This is a genomic window from Burkholderia sp. Bp9143, assembly GCF_003853645.1.
Lineage (GTDB): Bacteria > Pseudomonadota > Gammaproteobacteria > Burkholderiales > Burkholderiaceae > Burkholderia.
The window spans coordinates 41,570-60,440 of record NZ_QTPO01000032.1; the positions used below are offsets into that span (position 1 = coordinate 41,570).

20 protein-coding genes are annotated in these 18,871 nt (G+C 66.8%); 8 read left to right on the forward strand and 12 right to left on the reverse strand.

Annotated features, from left to right (window positions below; genetic code table 11):
- Positions 1 to 62 precede the first annotated feature (62 nt).
- Positions 63 to 233 carry a rubredoxin gene (locus DIE23_RS23315; RefSeq protein ID WP_004186709.1) on the reverse strand — a complete coding sequence of 57 codons (171 nt, stop codon included), beginning with the start codon at positions 231 to 233 and terminating at the stop codon, positions 63 to 65.
- A gap of 255 nt (positions 234 to 488) precedes the next feature.
- On the opposite strand from DIE23_RS23315, the gene DIE23_RS23320 reads away from it, so the two are divergent.
- The 4 genes from DIE23_RS23320 (at position 489) to DIE23_RS23335 (ending at position 3,324) form a co-directional block, all read left to right on the forward strand.
- Entirely contained in the window at positions 489 to 1,355 is an 867-nt protein-coding gene (locus tag DIE23_RS23320) for a hydroxymethylpyrimidine/phosphomethylpyrimidine kinase (RefSeq protein WP_124614299.1), read from the forward strand.
- A gap of 402 nt (positions 1,356 to 1,757) precedes the next feature.
- On the forward strand, positions 1,758 to 2,240 hold the full coding sequence (locus tag DIE23_RS23325) for a type VI secretion system tube protein Hcp (protein WP_124614300.1): 483 nt from the start codon (positions 1,758 to 1,760) through the stop codon (positions 2,238 to 2,240).
- A gap of 15 nt (positions 2,241 to 2,255) precedes the next feature.
- Complete coding sequence (locus DIE23_RS23330) at positions 2,256 to 2,870, forward strand: peptidoglycan recognition family protein (RefSeq protein WP_124614301.1); 615 nt, start codon at positions 2,256 to 2,258, stop codon at positions 2,868 to 2,870.
- Positions 2,871 to 2,874: 4 nt separating this feature from the next.
- Positions 2,875 to 3,324, forward strand: coding sequence for a hypothetical protein (locus DIE23_RS23335; RefSeq protein ID WP_124614302.1), 450 nt, complete (start codon positions 2,875 to 2,877; stop codon positions 3,322 to 3,324).
- 110 nt (positions 3,325 to 3,434) lie between these two features.
- Here DIE23_RS23335 and groL read toward each other — a convergent pair whose 3' ends face one another.
- The 11 genes from groL to DIE23_RS23395 all read right to left on the reverse strand — a co-directional run bounded on the left by groL (position 3,435) and on the right by DIE23_RS23395 (position 14,101).
- On the reverse strand, positions 3,435 to 5,075 hold the full coding sequence (groL, locus tag DIE23_RS23340; RefSeq protein ID WP_044846298.1) for a chaperonin GroEL: 1,641 nt from the start codon (positions 5,073 to 5,075) through the stop codon (positions 3,435 to 3,437).
- A 46-nt stretch (positions 5,076 to 5,121) separates the two neighbouring features.
- Positions 5,122 to 5,415 carry a co-chaperone GroES gene (locus DIE23_RS23345; RefSeq protein ID WP_011544732.1) on the reverse strand — a complete coding sequence of 98 codons (294 nt, stop codon included), beginning with the start codon at positions 5,413 to 5,415 and terminating at the stop codon, positions 5,122 to 5,124.
- A gap of 374 nt (positions 5,416 to 5,789) precedes the next feature.
- A complete protein-coding gene (locus DIE23_RS23350) occupies positions 5,790 to 6,299 on the reverse strand; it encodes an SRPBCC family protein (RefSeq protein WP_124614303.1) in 510 nt (169 codons plus the stop codon).
- A gap of 30 nt (positions 6,300 to 6,329) precedes the next feature.
- On the reverse strand, positions 6,330 to 6,962 hold the full coding sequence (locus DIE23_RS23355) for a DUF1571 domain-containing protein (protein WP_124614304.1): 633 nt from the start codon (positions 6,960 to 6,962) through the stop codon (positions 6,330 to 6,332).
- Positions 6,959 to 7,381 carry a quinol oxidase gene (locus tag DIE23_RS23360; protein WP_124614305.1) on the reverse strand — a complete coding sequence of 141 codons (423 nt, stop codon included), beginning with the start codon at positions 7,379 to 7,381 and terminating at the stop codon, positions 6,959 to 6,961. The genes DIE23_RS23355 and DIE23_RS23360 overlap by 4 nt, the downstream gene beginning before the upstream one ends.
- Before the next feature lie 28 nt (positions 7,382 to 7,409).
- Positions 7,410 to 8,195, reverse strand: a complete 786-nt coding sequence (locus tag DIE23_RS23365; RefSeq protein ID WP_409364248.1) for an anti-sigma factor family protein — start codon at positions 8,193 to 8,195, stop codon at positions 7,410 to 7,412.
- The gene (locus tag DIE23_RS23370; protein ID WP_124614307.1) at positions 8,195 to 8,710 is read right to left on the reverse strand and encodes a sigma-70 family RNA polymerase sigma factor; all 516 of its coding nucleotides are present in this window, start codon (positions 8,708 to 8,710) and stop codon (positions 8,195 to 8,197) included. Before DIE23_RS23370 ends, DIE23_RS23365 begins: the two co-directional genes overlap by 1 nt.
- A gap of 46 nt (positions 8,711 to 8,756) precedes the next feature.
- Positions 8,757 to 9,116 carry a hypothetical protein gene (locus DIE23_RS23375; RefSeq protein ID WP_124614308.1) on the reverse strand — a complete coding sequence of 120 codons (360 nt, stop codon included), beginning with the start codon at positions 9,114 to 9,116 and terminating at the stop codon, positions 8,757 to 8,759.
- Positions 9,117 to 9,393: 277 nt separating this feature from the next.
- Positions 9,394 to 11,529, reverse strand: a complete 2,136-nt coding sequence (locus DIE23_RS23380) for a hypothetical protein (RefSeq protein WP_124614309.1) — start codon at positions 11,527 to 11,529, stop codon at positions 9,394 to 9,396.
- Positions 11,530 to 12,009: 480 nt separating this feature from the next.
- Positions 12,010 to 13,254: an FAD-binding oxidoreductase gene (locus tag DIE23_RS23390; RefSeq protein ID WP_124614310.1), complete on the reverse strand. Its 1,245-nt coding sequence runs from the start codon at positions 13,252 to 13,254 to the stop codon at positions 12,010 to 12,012.
- 67 nt (positions 13,255 to 13,321) lie between these two features.
- Positions 13,322 to 14,101: an ABC transporter substrate-binding protein gene (locus tag DIE23_RS23395; protein WP_124614311.1), complete on the reverse strand. Its 780-nt coding sequence runs from the start codon at positions 14,099 to 14,101 to the stop codon at positions 13,322 to 13,324.
- Positions 14,102 to 14,479: 378 nt separating this feature from the next.
- Between DIE23_RS23395 and DIE23_RS23400 the strand changes: the two genes are divergently transcribed.
- From DIE23_RS23400 to DIE23_RS23415, 4 genes are all read left to right on the forward strand, one after another.
- Entirely contained in the window at positions 14,480 to 15,442 is a 963-nt protein-coding gene (locus DIE23_RS23400) for an ornithine cyclodeaminase family protein (protein WP_124614312.1), read from the forward strand.
- Positions 15,439 to 16,233, forward strand: a complete 795-nt coding sequence (locus tag DIE23_RS23405) for a transcriptional regulator (RefSeq protein ID WP_124614313.1) — start codon at positions 15,439 to 15,441, stop codon at positions 16,231 to 16,233. The genes DIE23_RS23400 and DIE23_RS23405 overlap by 4 nt, the downstream gene beginning before the upstream one ends.
- Before the next feature lie 255 nt (positions 16,234 to 16,488).
- Positions 16,489 to 17,223 carry a DsbA family oxidoreductase gene (locus DIE23_RS23410; protein ID WP_124614314.1) on the forward strand — a complete coding sequence of 245 codons (735 nt, stop codon included), beginning with the start codon at positions 16,489 to 16,491 and terminating at the stop codon, positions 17,221 to 17,223.
- A gap of 123 nt (positions 17,224 to 17,346) precedes the next feature.
- Positions 17,347 to 18,786, forward strand: coding sequence for a DHA2 family efflux MFS transporter permease subunit (locus DIE23_RS23415; protein WP_124614315.1), 1,440 nt, complete (start codon positions 17,347 to 17,349; stop codon positions 18,784 to 18,786).
- Positions 18,787 to 18,871: the final 85 nt, after the last annotated feature.

Below are 18,871 nucleotides of genomic sequence, written 5' to 3' on the forward strand. Positions count from 1 at the left end.
GCGGCGCGCAAGCGCCGGGCAACCGCGAGGCCGGAGCGGTGTGTCCGTGGGCCAAGGTCCGGTCAGATCTGGACCATCTCGAAGTCTTCCTTGCGAGCGCCGCATTCGGGGCACGTCCAGTTGATCGGGACGTCTTCCCAGCGCGTGCCCGGGGCGATGCCCTCTTCGGGCAGCCCGGCTTCTTCGTCATAAATCCAGCCACAAATCAGGCACATCCAGCTCTTGTATTCCATCTTAAGCCGCGTCGGGGAAAAGTCGGTAAATTCGGGAGCCATGATGGTACCGTGTCGGGGCCGGACTGCCTAGCAATCGCACTGGAGTACGGCGACTACGTTGCGCTGCGCTAAAAAATCCGTCGTGCGGGCCGGATTCCGCCGCATAATGGCTGGAAAGTGCGGCCTGCCGGGCAACACAGGGCCCAAACGCCCACTTCGCCTCGCCGTCCGCAGCTCCGTCGCTTCCCCGTTTTTTTCTTGCCCCATTTTTACATGTCCAGCAACGCCCCTCCGATCGTCCTCACCTTCGGCCTGTCCGATCCCACCGGCGGCTCCGGCCTCCAAGCCGATCTGATGACCCTGGCGAGCATGGGCTGTCACGGCGTGTCCGTCCTGACGGGCTATACCGTGCGCGACTCCGCCGCCTGCGACGAAGTGACCGGTCTCGATCCCGATGTCGTCGCCGCCCAGGCGCGCATGCTGCTCGAGGACATGCCGGTCGCCGCGTTCAAGATCGGCGCGGCGACGCGCGCGGAAGTCGTGAGCGCGATCGCCGAAGTGGTCGCCGACTACGACGGCGTGCCGCTCGTGCTCGCACCGGACTTCACGCTCGACGACGAGCACGTGCTCGCCGCCGACGACCTGCGCGAATCGATCGCCGACCTGCTCGCGCCACAGACGACGCTGCTGGTCGCCGACCACGCGACGCTGATCGCGCTCGCGCAGCCGGACGGCGATGCCGAGGCGCCGAATCTCGACGCAGCCGTGTCGCACCTGCTGTCGCAGGGCTGCGAGTACATCCTGTCGTCGGAGACGGGCTCGCACCGGCTGGTCAACACGCTGTACGGCGAGGAAGGCCAGCTTCGCGAAGACATGTGGGATCGCTCGCCGCACCGGTTGATGGGCATCACCGACACGCTGGGCGCGGCGATCGCGGCACTGCTCGCGAATGGCCAGGAGCCGCCCGAAGCGGTGCGCGAAGCGCAAGAATACCTGTACCAGGCCGTGCGCGACGCGTTCCGCCCCGGCATGGGCGCGCACCTGCCCGACCGGTTCTTCTGGGCCCGCAGCAACGATGATGCGGACACGCCGCCGGCCGTGAAGGCCGATCCGGTGCCGAGGACGTCGCACCGCCATTGAGTTGCCTGGGGCGGCCGGAGTTTGAGCGATCAAACGCCGGCCGCCCTTCTTGTCGTCTCAGCATTACACATCCCGCATCGGCCAATCGACGCTGATGCACGCAATACATCGACAACAACCCAACCGCCGGCTCGGAGCGACACCCTCCCAACGTTCGGTTTCCCGCCCTGCGCAGCCCAAGATTCGATCTGACGACCCGCGCGATCCCGCCCATTCACTTATCGCAACCGAATCCGCGTTCGGGCCTGCCCTACTTATATCGATTCTCGGCTGACCGATGGCCTGGCGTCGTACTTTTCAACGTCCAATCGCGCCGAAAATCGAACCGGTCCAATAGATTGGCCGCCAAGCGCAATGCTAGGGTTCATTTCATTCAATGTGACCGATGCAAAGGAGCATGCGATGGCGCAAGTCATTTTCCTGAAACTGACCGGTATCGGAGGCGAATCTCGAGATGCCGCTCATCCTGACGAAATCGAGGTATTGGCGTGGGATTGGTCCGCCGACCAGACATCTACCACGCGCTCAGGGACAGGCAGCATTGGAGGCAAGTGCACGGCCAACGATCCGACTATCGAGCATTATGTCGATCACGCATCGCCGATCCTCATGCTGCATTGCCTGAAAGGGAATCATATCGAGAACGCCGTTCTGGTCGCGCGCAAGGCTGGCGGCATCCCGCTCGAGTACCTGAAGATCACGCTGGATGACGTACTGATCACGCGAATCAATTCAGTCGCCAATTTCAACATGGCGCGACCACGAGAGGAAGTCCAACTCTCATTCGCCCGCATTCGGCAGGAGTATGTTGTTCAGAACGCCCGAGGTGGGAGCGGCGAAACGGTCGCGGCAGGATACGACATCAAAACCGGCAAAGCGACCTGAGAACCGGAGGCAGTCATGCTTTTCATTTCAAAGCAGGGCCATGTCGATGCCGAACGCGTGATCGTCAAAATATATTCATCCTTCGAACGAGGGCCGATGGAACACGTGAACGGAATCGTCGTCCATCAAACCGGAGGCGCCACTGTCTCGAGCACTTTCAATAGCTATAGCAACGCCGCGCACGTACCGAACGGCGCCCACTTCCTGATCGACAAGGATGGCACGATCTATCAGACCGCCTCTCTGAACAGAATCACCAATCACGTCGGCAAATTGCAGTCGCGTTGCATCACCACACTCAAGTGCCCGACTGCGGATCTCCGGGCGGCTAGGCGCGCGTATCAAACTGGTCCCGCTGCGTCCCATCGCCACGAATCCCGGAAAGCATTTCCGGATCGTTATCCGTCCAACTCGGACGCAATCGGAATCGAGCTTGTCGGCATGTACTACCCCGACGAGAAAACTGCGGAACTCGTCTACGAAAACGTCACTGCCGAACAGAATGCATCGCTCAAATGGCTGGTTCGCGAATTGTCGGAGACGCTGAACGTCGAGATGAGGGAGGTATATCGGCACCCGGAAGTCGGGCGCAAGAACGCAACCGAGGCTAGCACGGCACGCTGGGAGTAACGTCATGAATCTAGCCAGATGTGCTGCCGCGGTTGCGTTGTGCGTCCCGATCGCCATCTGCCAGGCCAGAGGGGTAAGTGCCGTGACAGTCGAGCAATCCGGCCAGACGTCGAACCCGGACGATCCACTCTCAAAGCAGGCGTGCAGGAACTTCACACCAACCGTCGATCAACTGAAGCGATTCTTTTCCAGAGCTGCGCCGATTGACGGCAAGTTTGTGGTCCACGATTACTACTCGCCCTGCCATTCAAGCGGCACCGTTTCGTTCCCGGACGGCAGTTCGGGGAGGTGGCGCGTCTACTCGGGTGGCACCGCGTCACTGACGTGGGCCTCCAGCGGTGACACGGTCTATCTCTACAATGGCCGTCACAATGGCTGGCATGATCCGTTTGCGTGTAGCTATGGCCTTCACGACAACGATGACGACGCTTCGTGCTACCTGCCGGGCTTCTAATCCCGATCACCCTGGAGCACCAATAAAAAAAGACCCGCATCGCTGCGGGTCTTTTCTTTTGGCTGGAACGCGCATCGCTGCGCGTTCCGGACACCATCGACCGAAGTCGATTACATGTCCATGCCCATGCCGCCCATGCCGCCCGGCATGCCGCCCGGCATCGGTGCGTCTTCCTTCGGCAGTTCCGCGACAGCTGCGTCCGTCGTCAACAGCAGGCCTGCAACCGACGCTGCGTTCTGCAGTGCGGTGCGCGTGACCTTGGTCGGGTCGACGACGCCGGCTTCAACCATGTCGACGTACTCGCCCGTTGCTGCGTTGTAGCCGTAGTTGCCCGTGCCTGCAGCCACTGCCGCCACGACGACGCTCGCTTCCTCGCCACCGTTCGTGACGATCTGGCGCAGCGGCTCTTCCATTGCGCGCAGCACGATCTTGATGCCGGCGTTCTGGTCGGCGTTCGCGCCGGTCAGGCCTGCGATCGCGGTGCGAGCGCGGATCAGCGCAACGCCGCCGCCTGCCACGATGCCTTCTTCCACAGCTGCGCGCGTTGCGTGCAGTGCGTCTTCGACACGTGCCTTCTTTTCCTTCATTTCGACTTCGGTCGCAGCACCGACCTTGATCACTGCCACGCCGCCGGCCAGCTTGGCCACGCGCTCTTGCAGCTTTTCACGGTCGTAGTCCGACGTCGCTTCTTCGATTTGCGTGCGAACTTGCTTGACGCGCGCTTCGATGTTCACGGCTTCGCCTGCGCCGTCGATGATCGTCGTGTTTTCCTTGCCCACTTCGATGCGCTTCGCCTGGCCCAGTTCTGCCAGCGTTGCCTTCTCGAGCGTCAGGCCGGTTTCTTCCGCGACGACTTGACCGCCGGTCAGGATCGCGATGTCTTCCAGCATGGCCTTGCGGCGATCACCGAAGCCCGGCGCCTTGACCGCAACGGTCTTCAGGATGCCGCGGATGTTGTTGACGACCAGCGTTGCGAGCGCTTCGCCTTCGACGTCTTCAGCGATGATCAGCAGCGGACGGCCAGCCTTTGCGACTTGCTCGAGCACCGGCAGCAGATCACGGATGTTCGACACCTTCTTGTCGTGCAGCAGCACGAACGGGTTGTCGAGGACGGCGACTTGCTTGTCCGGGTTGTTGATGAAGTACGGCGACAGGTAGCCGCGGTCGAACTGCATGCCTTCGACGACGTCGAGTTCGTCGGCGAGCGACTTGCCGTCTTCGACGGTGATCACGCCTTCCTTGCCGACCTTGTCCATCGCTTCAGCGATGCGATCGCCGATCGACGTGTCGCTGTTCGCCGAGATCGAGCCGACCTGTGCGATTTCCTTGTTCGTCGTGCACGGCTTGCTGATCTTCTTCAGCTCTTCGACAGCCGCTGCGACTGCCTTGTCGATGCCGCGCTTCAGGTCCATCGGGTTCATGCCCGATGCGACGTACTTCATGCCTTCGCGAACGATCGATTGCGCGAGGACGGTTGCCGTCGTCGTGCCGTCGCCTGCGTTGTCGCTGGTCTTGGAAGCCACTTCCTTGACCATTTGCGCGCCCATGTTCTGGAGCTTGTCCTTCAGCTCGATTTCCTTCGCGACCGACACACCGTCCTTGGTGACCGTCGGGCCGCCGAAGCTGCGCTCGAGCACGACGTTGCGGCCCTTCGGACCCAGCGTGACCTTGACTGCGTTGGCGAGAATGTTCACGCCTTCGACCATCTTCGAACGGGCGGAATCGCCGAATACGACGTCTTTAGCTGCCATCTTCTAACTCCTTGAATTCTTGGGAATATGTACCGTCAGTGGACGCTTACTTCGCGTTGACCACGGCCATGATGTCTTCTTCGCGCATGACCAGCAGTTCCTGGCCGTCGACCTTGACGGTCTGGCCAGCGTACTTGCCGAACAGCACGCGATCGCCGACCTTCACGTCGAGCGCGATCGGCGCGCCCTTGTCGTCGCGCTTGCCCGGGCCGACCGCGAGGATCTCGCCTTGATCCGGCTTCTCAGCAGCAGCTTCGGGGATCACGATGCCCGAGGCGGTCTTGGTTTCCTGATCCAGGCGCTTGACGATCACGCGATCGTGCAAAGGACGAAGGTTCATATTCACTCCTCTCTTGACTGAGATTGAAGAACGCTTAGGGAATCTGCCCGGCGGGTCGCCCGGCAGAGAATTGTTAGCACTCTCGTGCAGCGAGTGCTAATTATATGGACGGGTTTTGACAAATTCAAGAAGGGGAGCGGGAGGTTTTTTCGCGCGGGGCAAGGCGGCGGGAAAACGGGGAGGAAACCGAAAAACCCTTTCAAAACAATCAAATAACCATCAACCCGGCGCTCCGGGTGCGGGCACGATGCGGGATATCCCGACCATCGCATCGATTTGACACGGGGTAAGCACCGAGTTCCGCGGTCGTCCGGCATCGGATGAAAAAACCTGCTTGCGCGCCGGCAGCGGCGCAAAAGCCCGGCGCCGGATCGTCACATGTCGGGACAGCCCGCGACCGGCTGGAACGTCCGGCCGTCGGTCTCGACCGTCGCGCCGAGCAGACGCGCGAGACCTTTCGCGCCTTCGCGCATCACGACGTCGTGATTCCAGACGAACAGCGGGCGCGCGACCGGCGCCAGCCAGTTCATCCAGCGCTCGCGTGTACGGATGTGCCAGTCGTAGCGCACGACGGTGCGCGTGCCGTCGCCGGCGAACGACCAGCAGCCGTCGCCTTCGATCGCGCCGCTCGCGCGGCCTTCGAGCACATGCGGCCGCTCGACGCGCAGCACGCGCATGTCGAAGGTCAGCCGGTACGGCAACGCGCCTTTCCACGTGTATCGCTGCAGCGCGCCGACGCCGCGCGCGTCGCCGCGCTCGATCTCGACGGTCCGCACGGCCCCCTTCCACCAGTCGGGCCAGCGGTCGACCTCGTAGATCGCGTCCCAGACCGCCGCGAGCGGCGCGTCCACGCGCCACGTCGTCGAAAACCGGTATTCCGCCATGCAGCCTCCGGTACGAGTCGGGGTCAGGGATCAGGGTGAGAAAAAGCGGGCGGGAAACGCGACGTCGATTTCGACGTCGTCGAGCGTCACCGTTTCGAGCGGACCGCCGTCGCCATCCGCGAAGCTGACGACCTTCAGCGGAAAGCCGTCCTTGGTGTCCAGCCACAGCCGGTAGCGATGCACGCCTGCGACCACATGTGCGGGCGCGCCCGTCACCGACACGCGCAGCGTGGTCCGGCCGCCGATGGTCTCCTCGCCTTCCGTCACCGTCGCGCCGCCCTGCTGCAGCGCATGCACGTTGCGCAGCAGTTCGCCCACGTCCGACCGGTCGACGCGATGGCCGCTGCGGTCGCGCACGAGCGGATTGGACGGCGACAAGGTCAGCGCGGGCAGCGCATGCTCGCCGAACGGGCGCAGCCGGACCTTGCCGGCGCCGGGATCGTACGCGAGTACCGCGCCGTGATGCGGCGACACGAAGTCCATCCGGACGAAACCGGGTTTCAGGTATGCATAGTGGAATTCGGCGTGCTCGCCGCTTTGCGCCGACGAGCGGATCGTCGCGCGGTACGAGCGGACCTGGTCGAAATGCGTCTGCGCGACGGTCACGGGGTCGGCTGTCATGCTCGCTCCTATCAGGCTCGCGGCCAGCAACGCGGCGATCACGGCGCCGCCTCGACGTCGAGCACGCCCTCCATCCCGCGCTCGCGATGGCTGCGCAGGAACAGCAGCCGATGCGTGCAATAGTAGGCGAAGCGGCCGGGCGCCGTCGGTGTGAAGCGCAACGTGCGCGGCGTCGTGGCCAATTCGGTATGCACCGCGATGCCGGCCTGCGGCGCGTCGATCTTGAAACTGTGCGGCACGACACCCGGTTCGGCCGATACGGTCAGTTCGACCGGCACGTGCGCCCGGACGATCACGTGGTTCGGACGAAAGAAATAGCTGCCGCCGACGATCGTCACCCGCTGCACGCCGTCGGTGTCGACCGGTACGCGCACCGGGGCGCCGTCGTCCGCCCGCGCGAGCCCGGCGCTTGCCGCGAGCGCCGCCATCACCATCGCCACCCTCGCCGTCTTCGCGTTCATCTTCTGCTCCCTGTCGATGCCGCGCGCGTCACCCCTTCCATGCTTCGGTCGGCCCGCCGAGCGCGCCGCAGGCTTCGATCGCGAGTTCGCGCAGGCGTCGTTCGTCGCCTCGGCCGGACAGCGCGTAACCCATGCCGCGATCCGACCAGAAATACGTGTGGCGGCCGGCGGCCGACATCGCCTGCGGAGCGAGGCGCCGCGCGTCGTAGGCCGTCATGTACAGCGTCACGCGCGCGCCGTCCGCACGCTGGTACATCAGTTGCGCGGCCGGCCCCGGGTCGCCCGGCAACAACCGGCCGCCCAGCAGCGCGTAGCCGTATTCATCGAGCGACGGTGCGCGCACGGGCCGGCCGAGACGCGCGGACAGCCATCCGGCCAGGCGCGCTGGGTCGCTCGCGTCGATTTCGACCGGGTGTTCACGATCGGCCGTATACACGGCATACGCGACATCCGCGCGTGCGGCAAATGCCGGCTCGGCGCCGAACGTCGTCCAGCCCGCGTGCAGCGCGATGCCGATCACCAGCCCGGCCGCCAGCCCCGCGAACGCATACGCAAAGCCACGCCAGCGCGGCGCGCGCCGCTGCACGAACAGCGCCGGTGCGGCAGCCGGCAGCGGGAACAGCGCGTGCAATGCATCGCGCTGCGCGCCGTAATGCGCGAACCGGTCGGCTTCCCGCGGATCGGACCGCAGCCGCTCGAGCACCTCGCGGCGCTCCTGCCCGGACAGCTCGCCGTCAAGCAGCGCCGACAGCAGCTGGGCCGACATGGCATCGTCCCGATCGTTCGAAGGTTTGCGCGGATCGTCGTCGTCCATCATGTCTTTCCGATCACCCGTAACGCGGCCGCGCCGTGCACCGGCGGCTCGCCGGACAGCAGCGCACGCATCTGTTCACGCGCCCGTGACAGCCGCGACATCACCGTCCCCACCGGCACGCCGAGCACCTGTGCGGCGTCGCGGTAGCTCAACTCCTCGAGCGCAACCAGCAGCAGCACCTCGCGCTGCTCGACCGGCAGCCGGTACAGGGCGCGCTGCACGTCGCGCAGCAGCAGGCCGCCCGTCTCGTCAGTCCGCGCGGCCATCGTCTGCCATGGCGCGGTCGCATCGTCGACCGCGATCTCGCGCCGCGCACGCAACTGGTCGATGAAGCGGTGGCGCAACAGCGTCAACAGCCACGCGCGCAGGTTACCGCCGTCGCGCGGCGGCCGGTTCAGCGCGCGCTCGAGCGTGTCCTGCACGAGATCGTCCGCCCAGGCCCGGTCGCCCGTCAGCGCGCGCGCATACCGCGTGAGATGCGGCAGCCACACCAGCAAGTCCGATTCGTAGCTCATGCGGATGCCTTGCGCGTCGCCGCGCCGTCAGTCCGTCAGTCACTTCTCAGGGGCGCGCGACGTGCCACATGCCGCCAATCCCGTCGCCGCCTGCGTCACCGGCCTTGCGGTCCATCTTCCAGCGATACAGCGGACGGCCGTGGTACGCCCATTGCTTCTTGCCGTCGTCGCGCGTGACGAGGCTCAGTGCGCCCGACGCCTTGTCGTATGCGTCGGCGAGCGCCGGCGGCCAGTTGGCCGCGCAGGTGCCGGTGCACGTACTCTTGCCCGGCGCGTCGTGATCGAACACGTACAGCGTCATGTGATCTTCGTCGACCAGTTTCCCATCACCGGCTTGCGGCGGCTCGGCGGCCGCGGGCCGCACGATCGCGGCCGTCAGCGCGATGGCGAACAGCATCGTTTTCATTCCCGTTCTCCTTGGCATGACATCACGGCACGGCGCCGCCGGACGGGACGTCGACTTCGTCATGGCCATTATCCCGCTGTCCGGCTGCGCCGCGACTCGGTATGTAAACGGACGGATCCGGCCGGTTATTCCATTCCGCCCCGCAATTCAGCGTCATTCCTCCTATGAAATACATCAGGAACCCAAAGAAAAACGCGGCATGACCTTGCTGTCATGCCGCGTCGTGCGACCCGTTGCGCGCGGCAGGCGATGGACCGCCGCCGCGCGTTCCGGCCGGTTACTTCGGCAATGCGCCCGTCACCGCCTGCAGCAGCGTCGACACCGGTGCGAGCGGGTTGTTCGCCGAGCTGTTGTCCGAGTGCGGTGTGACCGACAGGCTCGGCGTGGAACCCAGCGCCGTGCCCAGCGTCGCGCCGGCAGCATTGACGACCGTTGCCGTCGCGTTGCCGCCCGTCGACAGCAGCGAACCGGCTGCGCCCGCCGTGCTGCCCGCCGCGCTCGCGCCCGAGCCGAGCACGCTGCCGCCCGCCGCAGCCGTCGAACCGGCCGCGCCCGACAACGCGCCGGTCGCCTGCCCGAGGGCCGCCGGACCGTTCGCGAGGGCACCCGTCACCGAACCGAGCGCACCGCTCAGTGCGCCGGTCGGGTTGCTTCCGCCGGTCAGACCGCTGACGAGGTTCGTGATCGGCGCGATCGGGCTTGCGCCCGACAGCGTGCCGACGACCTGGTTCACGACGCCCTGCACCGGCGCCAGCGGGTTCGTGCCGCCGAGGTTGCCCAGCGCGCCCGTCACCGAGTTGACCGCGTTGCTCAGTGCGCCGGCCGGGTTGCTGCCGCCGAGCGTGCCGACGACCTGGTTCACGACGCCTTGCACCGGCGCCAGCGGATTCGATCCGCCGAGATTGCCGAGCGCGCCCGTCACCGAGCTGACCGCGTTGCTCAGTGCGCTGGCCGGGTTGCTGCTGCCGAGCGTGCCGACCACCTGGTTCACGACGCCTTGTACCTGCGCCAGCGGGTTCGAGCCGCCGAGATTACCGAGCGCGCCCGTCACCGAACCGAGCGCACCGGTCAGCGCGCCGGCCGCGTTGCCGCCCGTCGGCAGCGCGTTCTGCAAGCCGCTGACGAGGTTCGTGATCGGCGCGATCGGGCTGCCACCGCCGGCGCCCGACAGCGTGCCGACGACCTGGTTCACGACACCCTGTACCGGCGCCAGCGGATTCGTGCCGCCGAGGCTGCCGAGCGCCCCCGTCACCGAGTTCACCGCGTTCGTCAGTGCACCAGCCGGATTGCCGTTGCCGAGCGTGCCGGCGAGTTGCGTGACGGCGCCTTGCACCGGTGCCAGCGGGCTCGACGCGCCGCCGATGTTGCCGAGTGTCCCCGTGATCGTATTGACCGCGTTGCTCAGCGCACCGGCCGGATTGCCGCTGCCCAGCGTGCCCGTGACCTGGTCGATGACGTTCTGGATCGGTGCCAGCGGGTTCGTGCCGCCGACGTTGCCCAGTGCGCCCGTAACCGTGCCGAGCGCGCCGGTCAGTGCGCCAGCCGGGTTGCCGCCACCAAGCGCATCCGTTACTTGATTCACTGCGCCTTGAACCGGCGCCAGCGGATTCGCACCGCCGACGTTGCCCAGTGCGCCCGTCACTGTGCCGAGTGCACCGGTCAATGCACCTGCCGGGTTGCCGCCGCCGAGCGTCCCCGTCACTTGATTCACCACACCCTGAACCGGCGCCAGCGGATTCGCACCGCCGCCGACGTTGCCCAGTGCGCCGGTAACCGTGCCGAGGGCACCAGTCAGCGCGCCTGCCGGATTGCTGCCGCCGAGCGTCCCCGTCACTTGATTGACGACACCTTGAACCGGTGCCAGCGGATTCGCGCCGCCACCGACGTTGCCCAGCGCACCCGTCACTTGATTGACGACACCTTGAACCGGTGCCAGCGGATTCGCGCCGCCGCCCACATTCCCCAGTGCGCCGGTTACCGTGCCAACTGCGTTGCTCAACGTCCCCGTCGCCGTATTCAGCGCACCGGTCACCGCGCCGGCCGGGTCGCCGCCACCGAACGCACCCGTCACCTGGTTCACCACACCTTGCACCGGCGCGAGCGGCGTCACCGCGCCGCCACCGCCGCCGAGCGCGCCTTGCAGCGCGTTCACCGCACCCGACAACGCCTGCGCCGGATTGCCCAGCGACGTCTGAATCGCGCCCGACCCGCCCGCCGCCACGGTGACCGAACCGAGCGGCGACGTGCCGGTCGCCGCCAGTCCGATCGACACGCCGTTCGTCGACGGACTCACGATCACTTGCGGAATCGGCAGCGCATCGAGCGTCGCCCCCATTGCCGAACCCGAAGCCAATACCCCGAACACCGTCGCGACCGACAGCGCCACACCCGTCAATTTAAGATTTTTTCCCATCCTTACCCCATCTCGGTTGGCACTACGTTGATAAAGCATGGGGATGGATCGCACGAAGTGTGCCACCTCGATAAAACGGATTGATTCGTTGGCCTATTGCAAGCCAATAACGGTCTTATATGGATTTCCGGGTAAATAAATGGAGCGCGCAGCCGCAATCATCTGACGATAAAAGCGTCCAGAGCGCGGATGTAACGTAACGTTTGCGAGCCCCGAAGTAACGTGTTCCGGTACATTCCCGGTCACATCGAAACGTCCGTTGCGAAGCGTCGCCGGCTTGCCCGGGCGGATCGCCCGCTTCGCATTTCATTTTCATGAAAATGCATTAATAAATCGCTTGTTTGAAGATCTTCTTATTTCGCGATTTCTTTCCGATCGATTACGCAGATCATTTCCGGTTGCGTGGCTTTTGATTATGCGGACAGCCGAATGAAAAACTGTGACGGCCACACGTGCGGCGGCCGTCGTGTCGCAACGGGCTCAGCCGAAGCGCGCGGGTCGGTACGGATGGGGATCGATGTAGGTCGGCGTGCCCGTCATCATCTCGGCGAGCAGACGCCCGGTCGCGGGGCCGAGCGTGAGTCCGTGGTGGCAGTGGCCGAACGCGAACCACAAATGACGATGGCGCGGCGCAGGCCCGATCACCGGCCGCATGTCGGGCGTGCACGGCCGCATCCCGAGCCACGGCGCCGGATCGAGGCGCTCGCCGATGCCGAACGCGTCGCGCGCCAGCGGCTCGGCACGCGCGAGCTGCACGCCGGTCGGCGGCGCGGCGCGCAACGCGATTTCGACGCCCGTCGTGAGCCGCAGGCGGCCGCCCTCCATCGGCGCGACGACGAAACCTTCCTCGGTATCGCATACGGGCACGTTCAGCAGCGTGCGGGTCGGCCGGTAATGCATGTGATAGCCGCGCTTCGCGCGCAACGGAATCCGGTAGCCGAGCGGCGCGAATACGTGATCGGACCACGGCCCGAGCGCGACCACGGCCGACCGGGCCGCGATCGGCCCATGCACGGTATCGACCAGCCAGCCGTCGCACACCTGCGCGAGCGTCGTCGCGTCGCCGCGCACGAACGTGCCGCCGTCGCGCTCGAACAGCCGCGCGTACGCCTTCGTGAGGCCCCCGGGGCTCGACACGGTCTTCGGGTCCTGCCAGTGGAACGCCCCGCAGAATGCGTCGCCGATGCCGGGCTCGCGTTCGCGCAACGCGCGCGCGTCGAGCACGCTCATCCGCAGCCCGTGCGCGTCGGCCACCCGCTGCTGCGCGCGCGCTTCCGCGTCGAACAGCGCGGGCGAACGGAACGCCTCGATCCACCCGCCGTCATGCACGAGCGGCTGCGCGTCGGTGCGCGCGAGCAGCGCGTCGTGCTCGACGACGCTCGCCGCGACGAGCGGCAGCATGTCGCGCGCGGCGGCCGCGAGCCGCTGCGGCGACGATTCGCGCCAGAAGCGCGCGAGCCAGCCCGCATACGCGGGCAATGCCTTGTAATCCCAATAGAGATCGACCGAGCGGTTGCGCGCGTAGCGCAACAGCGTGCCGAGCCGGCGCGGGAATGCGTACGGCACGACCGACGAGCGCTCGATCAGCCCCGCATTGCCGTGACTCGTTTCCTCGCCGGGCGCTCGCCGGTCGACGAGCGCGACGCGTAGCCCGCGATCCTGCAGATGCAGCGCCGACGACACGCCGACGATGCCGGCCCCCAGAACGATGACGTCGAAATCCATGCTTCTCCGTACTGCGTCGAGATTCGGTGCGATGCACGCCGGCACCGAGGCCGGCGCGCGGCCAGGCTTACTTCGCGACGATGTCGCGCTTGAAGTACTTTTGAGACAGCGCGCTCAGCGTGCCGTCCTTCTTCAGCGCGTCGAGCGCGCCGACGATCCTCGCCTGCAGCGCCTTGTCGCCCTTGCGCATCCCGAAGCCCGTACCTTCGCCGAGGGTCGCGGGATCCTTCAGCGGCTCGCCGACGATCTGGTAGTCGCGGCCGGCCGGCTTGTCGAGGAAACCGTCCTGCGCGGTCTGCGCTTCCTGCACGGCCGCGTCGAGACGACCGGCGACGAGATCGGCATAGATCTGGTCCTGGTCCTGATACGACACGATATCCACGCCCGCATTGGCCCAGTGCGCCTTCAGGAAATCCTCCTGCGACGAGCCCTGCAGCACGCCGACATGCTTGCCGCGCAGGCTCGCGGCATCGGGCCGCAGCGGCGAACCGCGATGCGCGACCATCACGATCGGCACCACGTAGATCGCCGGCGTGAAATCGATGCTCTGCTTGCGCTTCGCGGTGATGTTCATCGCGGAATTGATCGCGTCGAACTTGCGCGCCTGCAGCGCCGGGATCAGCCCGTCGAACGCATTCTCGACCCACACGCACTTCATGTTCAGCTTCGCGCAGACCGCGTTGCCGACGTCGACGTCGAAACCCTGCAGCTGGCCGGCCGGCGTCTTGCTCTCGAACGGCGGATAGGCGGCTTCGATCCCGAAGCGCAGCGTGGTCTGTTCCGCGTGGGCCGTGACGGCCGCGCACGCAAGCGCCGCGACGGCGCAGAGGGAAAGCTTCCAGTTCATGGGATGTCCTTCGATTCCGGATTGAGGCGATGAAGACCGGTCGCGCGACGCCGTCGCCGGGCGTCGGATCGGCATGCGATGCAGCCGGCCGCCGTGCGGCGACACGCTGGTCTGCATGCGAAATATAGACTCTTAGTCTACTATAGACTATAGGGGATACGATAATCCCGGCGCTCATGCAGTCCATCGAAAAGCCGTCGATCGCCATAAACATCGTTGATTTATCGATGTTTTTCCCACGGCGCGTGGTGCGATCCGGTCCTGGAAAGAAAAATTCACCGGACTTATTTTGTCTATATTAGACTTTTAATCCATCAAGAACACCGCCGGACGCCCCCTTTCGAGACTGTCCTGTCCGGCCCAGACCGGAGAAGTCCCATGACGCAACCCGCCTCGACCCTGCCGCTGACCGTCGACGAAGCCGCGGTGCGCGCGGCGCTGCCGTCGCTCGACGTGCTCGGCACGCTGCGCCGCATGTTCGCGTCGCTCGCATCGGCCCGCGCGGTGCAGCCGCCGCAAACCCTCACGCTGTTCCCCGAGCAGGCCGGCGATTTCATCACGTATCTCGGCGCGCTCGCCGACGAGCAGGTGTTCGGCGCGAAGCTGTCGCCGTACGTCGTGACGGGCGGCAAACCAATCGTCACCGCATGGACCGCGCTGATGTCGATGCGCACCGGCCAGCCGCTGATGTGGTGCGACGCGGGGCTGCTGACGGTCGAGCGCACGGCCGGCACGACGGCGCTCGCGGTCGACTGCCTCGCGCCGCGCGACGCGCGCCGGCTCGCCGTGATCGGCACGGGCGCGGTCGGCCTCGCGCATCTGCGCCACACGGCAGCACTGCGCGACTGGGCATCGATCAGCGTCCATTCGCCCGCGCTCGCCGGCGACCCGGCGCTGCAGGCGACGCTCACGCAGATCGATCCGCGCGCCCGCCCGGCCGCCAGCCTCGAGGCGTGCGTGCGCGACGCGGACGTCGTGATGCTGTGCACGTCGTCGGGCACGCCGGTGCTCGCCGACGGCATGCTCACGCGCCCCGCGCTCGTCACGTCGATCAGCACCAACGTCGCGCGTGCACACGAGATCCCGCCCGCATGGCTGCCCGACATGGACGTGTACTGCGACTACCGCGACACGACGCCCGCGAGCGCGGGCGAAATGCAGATCGCGGCGGCCGGGCACGGCTGGACGCCCGAGCGGATCGTCGGCGACTTGCCCGCGCTCGTCGCCGGCACCTGCGCGGCGCCGTCGCGCACGCGTCACGCGTTCTTCCGCTCGATCGGCCTCGGGCTCGAGGACATCGCGATCGCACACGCGCTGTACACGCATCTGACGCGCGCATGAGCAGCACGCGCACGCGGGGCCGATACAATGGCGCAACCGCCGCGGCGGCGGCGCGCGGGCGCACGGACGAGCCGGTCGACGGCACGCCGGCGCGCCGCGCCGACGCACCGTCCGGCCCCCGCACACCCGAGATGGCGATTCCGATGCGCAAGAAGCAATCCCCCGTCAAAGACCTGCTGCTCACCCGCTACGCACCGATCGCCGACGGCATCGCGGCGCTGTTCTTCCCATACGCGGAAGTCGTGATCCACGATCTGCACGACCAGACCGTGCTGTACCTCGCGAACAACCTGTCGAAGCGCGAGGTCGGCGACGACTCGGCGCTCGAGGAAATCGATCATTCGGCGCGCGAGCGCGTGATCGGCCCGTACGAGAAGCTGAACTGGGACGGCCGGCGGATGCGTTGCGTGAGCAACGTGCTGTTCGACGACGAAGGCCACCCGGCCGGGATGATGTGCATCAACTTCAATATCGCGGTGTTCGACGACGTGCGCGCGACGCTCGACGTGTTCATCAAGGGCGCGGGCATCGTCGCGCAACCCGACGAACTGTTCCGCGACGACTGGCAGGAACGCATCAACACGTTCCTGCACGGCTGGCTGCGCGACCGGCAGGTCGGCTTGAACGGCCTCACGCGCGAGCACCGGCGCGAGCTCGTCGAGGCGCTGTACGCGGAAGGCGCGTTCCGCGGCAAGAGCGCCGCGAACTACGTCGCGAACGTGCTCGGGATGGGGCGCGCGACCGTCTACAAGCACCTGAAGCATCTGAAGGAAACGCAGGGCGACGCGTAAGCGGCGTCCGCTGCGGGCCGGTTCGCCGGACCTGTCGCCGTCGGCATCGGCATCGGCATCGGCATCGGCATCGGCATCGGCATCGGCATCGGCATCGGCATCGGCATCGGCAATCGCTACCGGTACACGCCGCCCGTGTCCACGCTTCGTGATGCGTCCGGGCCGGCCCCTTCCGCCCGGGCCAGACCACGACCGAGCGTCGAAGCCCAAAGTGATATAGTCCCGGTTACATTTATTTGCCGTCCCGGACCGCCCATGACGACCACCCCCGCCCCGACTGCCCGCCCGACCCTGACCGTCGAAATCTGGTCCGACCTGATCTGCCCGTGGTGCTGGATCGGCAAGCGCCGCTTCGACGAGGCGCTCGCCGCGTTCGCGCACGCAGAGCACGTCGACGTCGCGCTGCGCGCGTACCGGCTGATGCCGGGCCAGCCGGTCGAACCGGTCGAGGCGATGCTCGCGGGCAAGTACCGGATGTCGCCCGCCCAGGTCGATCAGATGCTGCGCCAGGTGACCGATGCGGCCGCGAGCGTCGGGCTTCGCTACGACCTGCCCGGCACGTTCGTCGGCGACACGCTCGACGGTCATCGGCTCGTGAAGCTCGCGGAAGCGACCGGCCGCGCGCACGCACTGACCGAGCGCCTGTATCGCGCCTATTTCTGCGAGCACGGCTCGCTGTTCGACCACGCGGCGCTGATCGACTTCGCGGTCGAAACGGGGCTCGAGCGTTCGGCCGTCGAAGCCGTGCTGCGCAGCGACGCATACCGTGACGAAGTCGAGGCCGACATCGCGCGCGCCGCGCAGATCGGCGGACGCGGCGTGCCGCTGTTCGTGTTCGGCGGCCGCTACGCGGTGTCGGGCGCGCAACCGGCCGACGTGTTCGCGCAGGCGCTCGAGCAGGCGTGGCGCGACGGCGCCATCGTCGAATTCGCCGGCAACGACGCGGCCGCGTGCGGCCCCGACGGCTGCGAACTGCCGCCGCGCGGATAACGTCCGGCGCCGCGCGGCACGCGCCGCCGCTACGCGTCGCTCCTGCCACAAACCGGCAGGAAGCGCGCGCGAATGACGTCTACAATGCAGCCTTTCAAATAGCTATCGGAAGGCTGCAGGCCCATGACCCACGGGATCCACGGCGAGAAGCGCTGGTACGCGCTGATCGTCCTCTGCCTCGGCGTGCTGATGATCGTGCTCGACAGCACGATCGTGAACGTTGCGCTGCCGTCGATCAGCACCGACCTCCATTTCACCGAGACGGCCCTCGTGTGGGTCGTCAACGCATACCTGCTGACGTTCGGTGGCTGCCTGCTGCTCGGCGGCCGGCTCGGCGACCTGTACGGCCAGCGGCGCATGTTCCTCGCGGGCCTCGTCGTGTTCACGCTCGCGTCGCTCGCCTGCGGCCTCGCGCAATCGCAGACGATGCTGATCGCGGCGCGCGCGGTGCAGGGTTTCGGCGGCGCGATCGTGTCGGCCGTGTCGCTGTCGCTGATCATGAATCTGTTCACCGAACCGGGCGAACGGGCGCGCGCGATGGGCGTCTACGGGTTCGTCTGCGCGGGCGGCGGCAGCATCGGCGTGCTGCTCGGCGGGCTCTTGACGAGCACGCTGTCGTGGCACTGGATCTTCCTCGTCAACCTGCCGATCGGCATCGCGGTCTATGCGATGTGCGTCGCGCTGCTGCCGCGCATGCGCGCGCCGGCCGGTACCGTGCGGCTCGACGTCGCGGGCGCGATCACCGTGACCGCGTCGCTGATGCTCGCGGTCTACGGGATCGTCGGCGGCAACGAGACCGGCTGGCTGTCGACGCAGACCGTCGCGCTGATCGGCGCGGCCGTCGTGCTGCTCGCGCTGTTCATCGCGATCGAGGCGCGCGTCGCGCATCCACTGATGCCGCTCACGCTGTTCGCGGCGCGCAACGTCGCGCTCGCGAACGTGATCGGCGTGCTGTGGGCGGCCGCGATGTTCGCGTGGTTCTTCCTGTCCGCGCTCTACATGCAGCGCGTGCTCGGCTACGGGCCGCTGCAGGTCGGGCTCGCGTTCCTGCCGGCGAACCTGATCATGGCCGCGTTCTCGCTCGGGCTGTCGGCGCGGATCGTGATGCGCTTCGGGATCCGCGGCCCGATCGCGGCCGGCCTGCTGATCGCCGCATGCGGCCTCGCGCTGTTTTCGCGCGCGCCGGCGGACGGCAGCTTCGTCTGGCACGTGCTGCCGGGCATGACGCTGCTCGGCATCGGCGCGGGCGTCGCGTTCAACCCGATGCTGCTCGCCGCGATGAGCGACGTCGACCCGGCCGATTCGGGGCTCGCGTCGGGCATCGTCAACACCGCGTTCATGATGGGCGGCGCACTCGGCCTCGCCGTGCTCGCGAGCCTCGCGGCCGCGCGCACCGATGCGTTCGCGGTGGTGCACGCGTCGCCGCTCGACGCGCTGAACGGCGGCTACCACGCCGCGTTCGCGGTCGGTGCGGCATGTGCGGCCGCGGCCGGGTTGCTCGGCCTCGCGCTGCGCATCCGCCGCCAGGACGCCGTTTCGGGCGTCGGCCCCGCGATGCATTGACGGCCGCCCGGCCTGAACCGGGGCGCGCGCCGCCCCGCGTCCCATCCCCGCCACACCCGATAGCCGGCCATCGGCATCACAACCC

Bases quoted from the DNA above. Each gene is read 5' to 3' on its own strand.
- DIE23_RS23315 (WP_004186709.1), bottom strand. From the start codon at position 233: ATGGAATACAAGAGCTGGATGTGCCTGATTTGTGGCTGGATTTATGAC.
- DIE23_RS23320 (WP_124614299.1), top strand. From the start codon at position 489: ATGTCCAGCAACGCCCCTCCGATCGTCCTCACCTTCGGCCTGTCCGAT.
- DIE23_RS23325 (WP_124614300.1), top strand. From the start codon at position 1,758: ATGGCGCAAGTCATTTTCCTGAAACTGACCGGTATCGGAGGCGAATCT.
- DIE23_RS23330 (WP_124614301.1), top strand. From the start codon at position 2,256: ATGCTTTTCATTTCAAAGCAGGGCCATGTCGATGCCGAACGCGTGATC.
- DIE23_RS23335 (WP_124614302.1), top strand. From the start codon at position 2,875: ATGAATCTAGCCAGATGTGCTGCCGCGGTTGCGTTGTGCGTCCCGATC.
- groL (WP_044846298.1), bottom strand. From the start codon at position 5,075: ATGGCAGCTAAAGACGTCGTATTCGGCGATTCCGCCCGTTCGAAGATG.
- DIE23_RS23345 (WP_011544732.1), bottom strand. From the start codon at position 5,415: ATGAACCTTCGTCCTTTGCACGATCGCGTGATCGTCAAGCGCCTGGAT.
- DIE23_RS23350 (WP_124614303.1), bottom strand. From the start codon at position 6,299: ATGGCGGAATACCGGTTTTCGACGACGTGGCGCGTGGACGCGCCGCTC.
- DIE23_RS23360 (WP_124614305.1), bottom strand. From the start codon at position 7,381: ATGAACGCGAAGACGGCGAGGGTGGCGATGGTGATGGCGGCGCTCGCG.
- DIE23_RS23365 (WP_409364248.1), bottom strand. From the start codon at position 8,195: ATGGACGACGACGATCCGCGCAAACCTTCGAACGATCGGGACGATGCC.
- DIE23_RS23370 (WP_124614307.1), bottom strand. From the start codon at position 8,710: ATGAGCTACGAATCGGACTTGCTGGTGTGGCTGCCGCATCTCACGCGG.
- DIE23_RS23375 (WP_124614308.1), bottom strand. From the start codon at position 9,116: ATGAAAACGATGCTGTTCGCCATCGCGCTGACGGCCGCGATCGTGCGG.
- DIE23_RS23380 (WP_124614309.1), bottom strand. From the start codon at position 11,529: ATGGGAAAAAATCTTAAATTGACGGGTGTGGCGCTGTCGGTCGCGACG.
- DIE23_RS23390 (WP_124614310.1), bottom strand. From the start codon at position 13,254: ATGGATTTCGACGTCATCGTTCTGGGGGCCGGCATCGTCGGCGTGTCG.
- DIE23_RS23395 (WP_124614311.1), bottom strand. From the start codon at position 14,101: ATGAACTGGAAGCTTTCCCTCTGCGCCGTCGCGGCGCTTGCGTGCGCG.
- DIE23_RS23400 (WP_124614312.1), top strand. From the start codon at position 14,480: ATGACGCAACCCGCCTCGACCCTGCCGCTGACCGTCGACGAAGCCGCG.
- DIE23_RS23405 (WP_124614313.1), top strand. From the start codon at position 15,439: ATGAGCAGCACGCGCACGCGGGGCCGATACAATGGCGCAACCGCCGCG.
- DIE23_RS23410 (WP_124614314.1), top strand. From the start codon at position 16,489: ATGACGACCACCCCCGCCCCGACTGCCCGCCCGACCCTGACCGTCGAA.
- DIE23_RS23415 (WP_124614315.1), top strand. From the start codon at position 17,347: ATGACCCACGGGATCCACGGCGAGAAGCGCTGGTACGCGCTGATCGTC.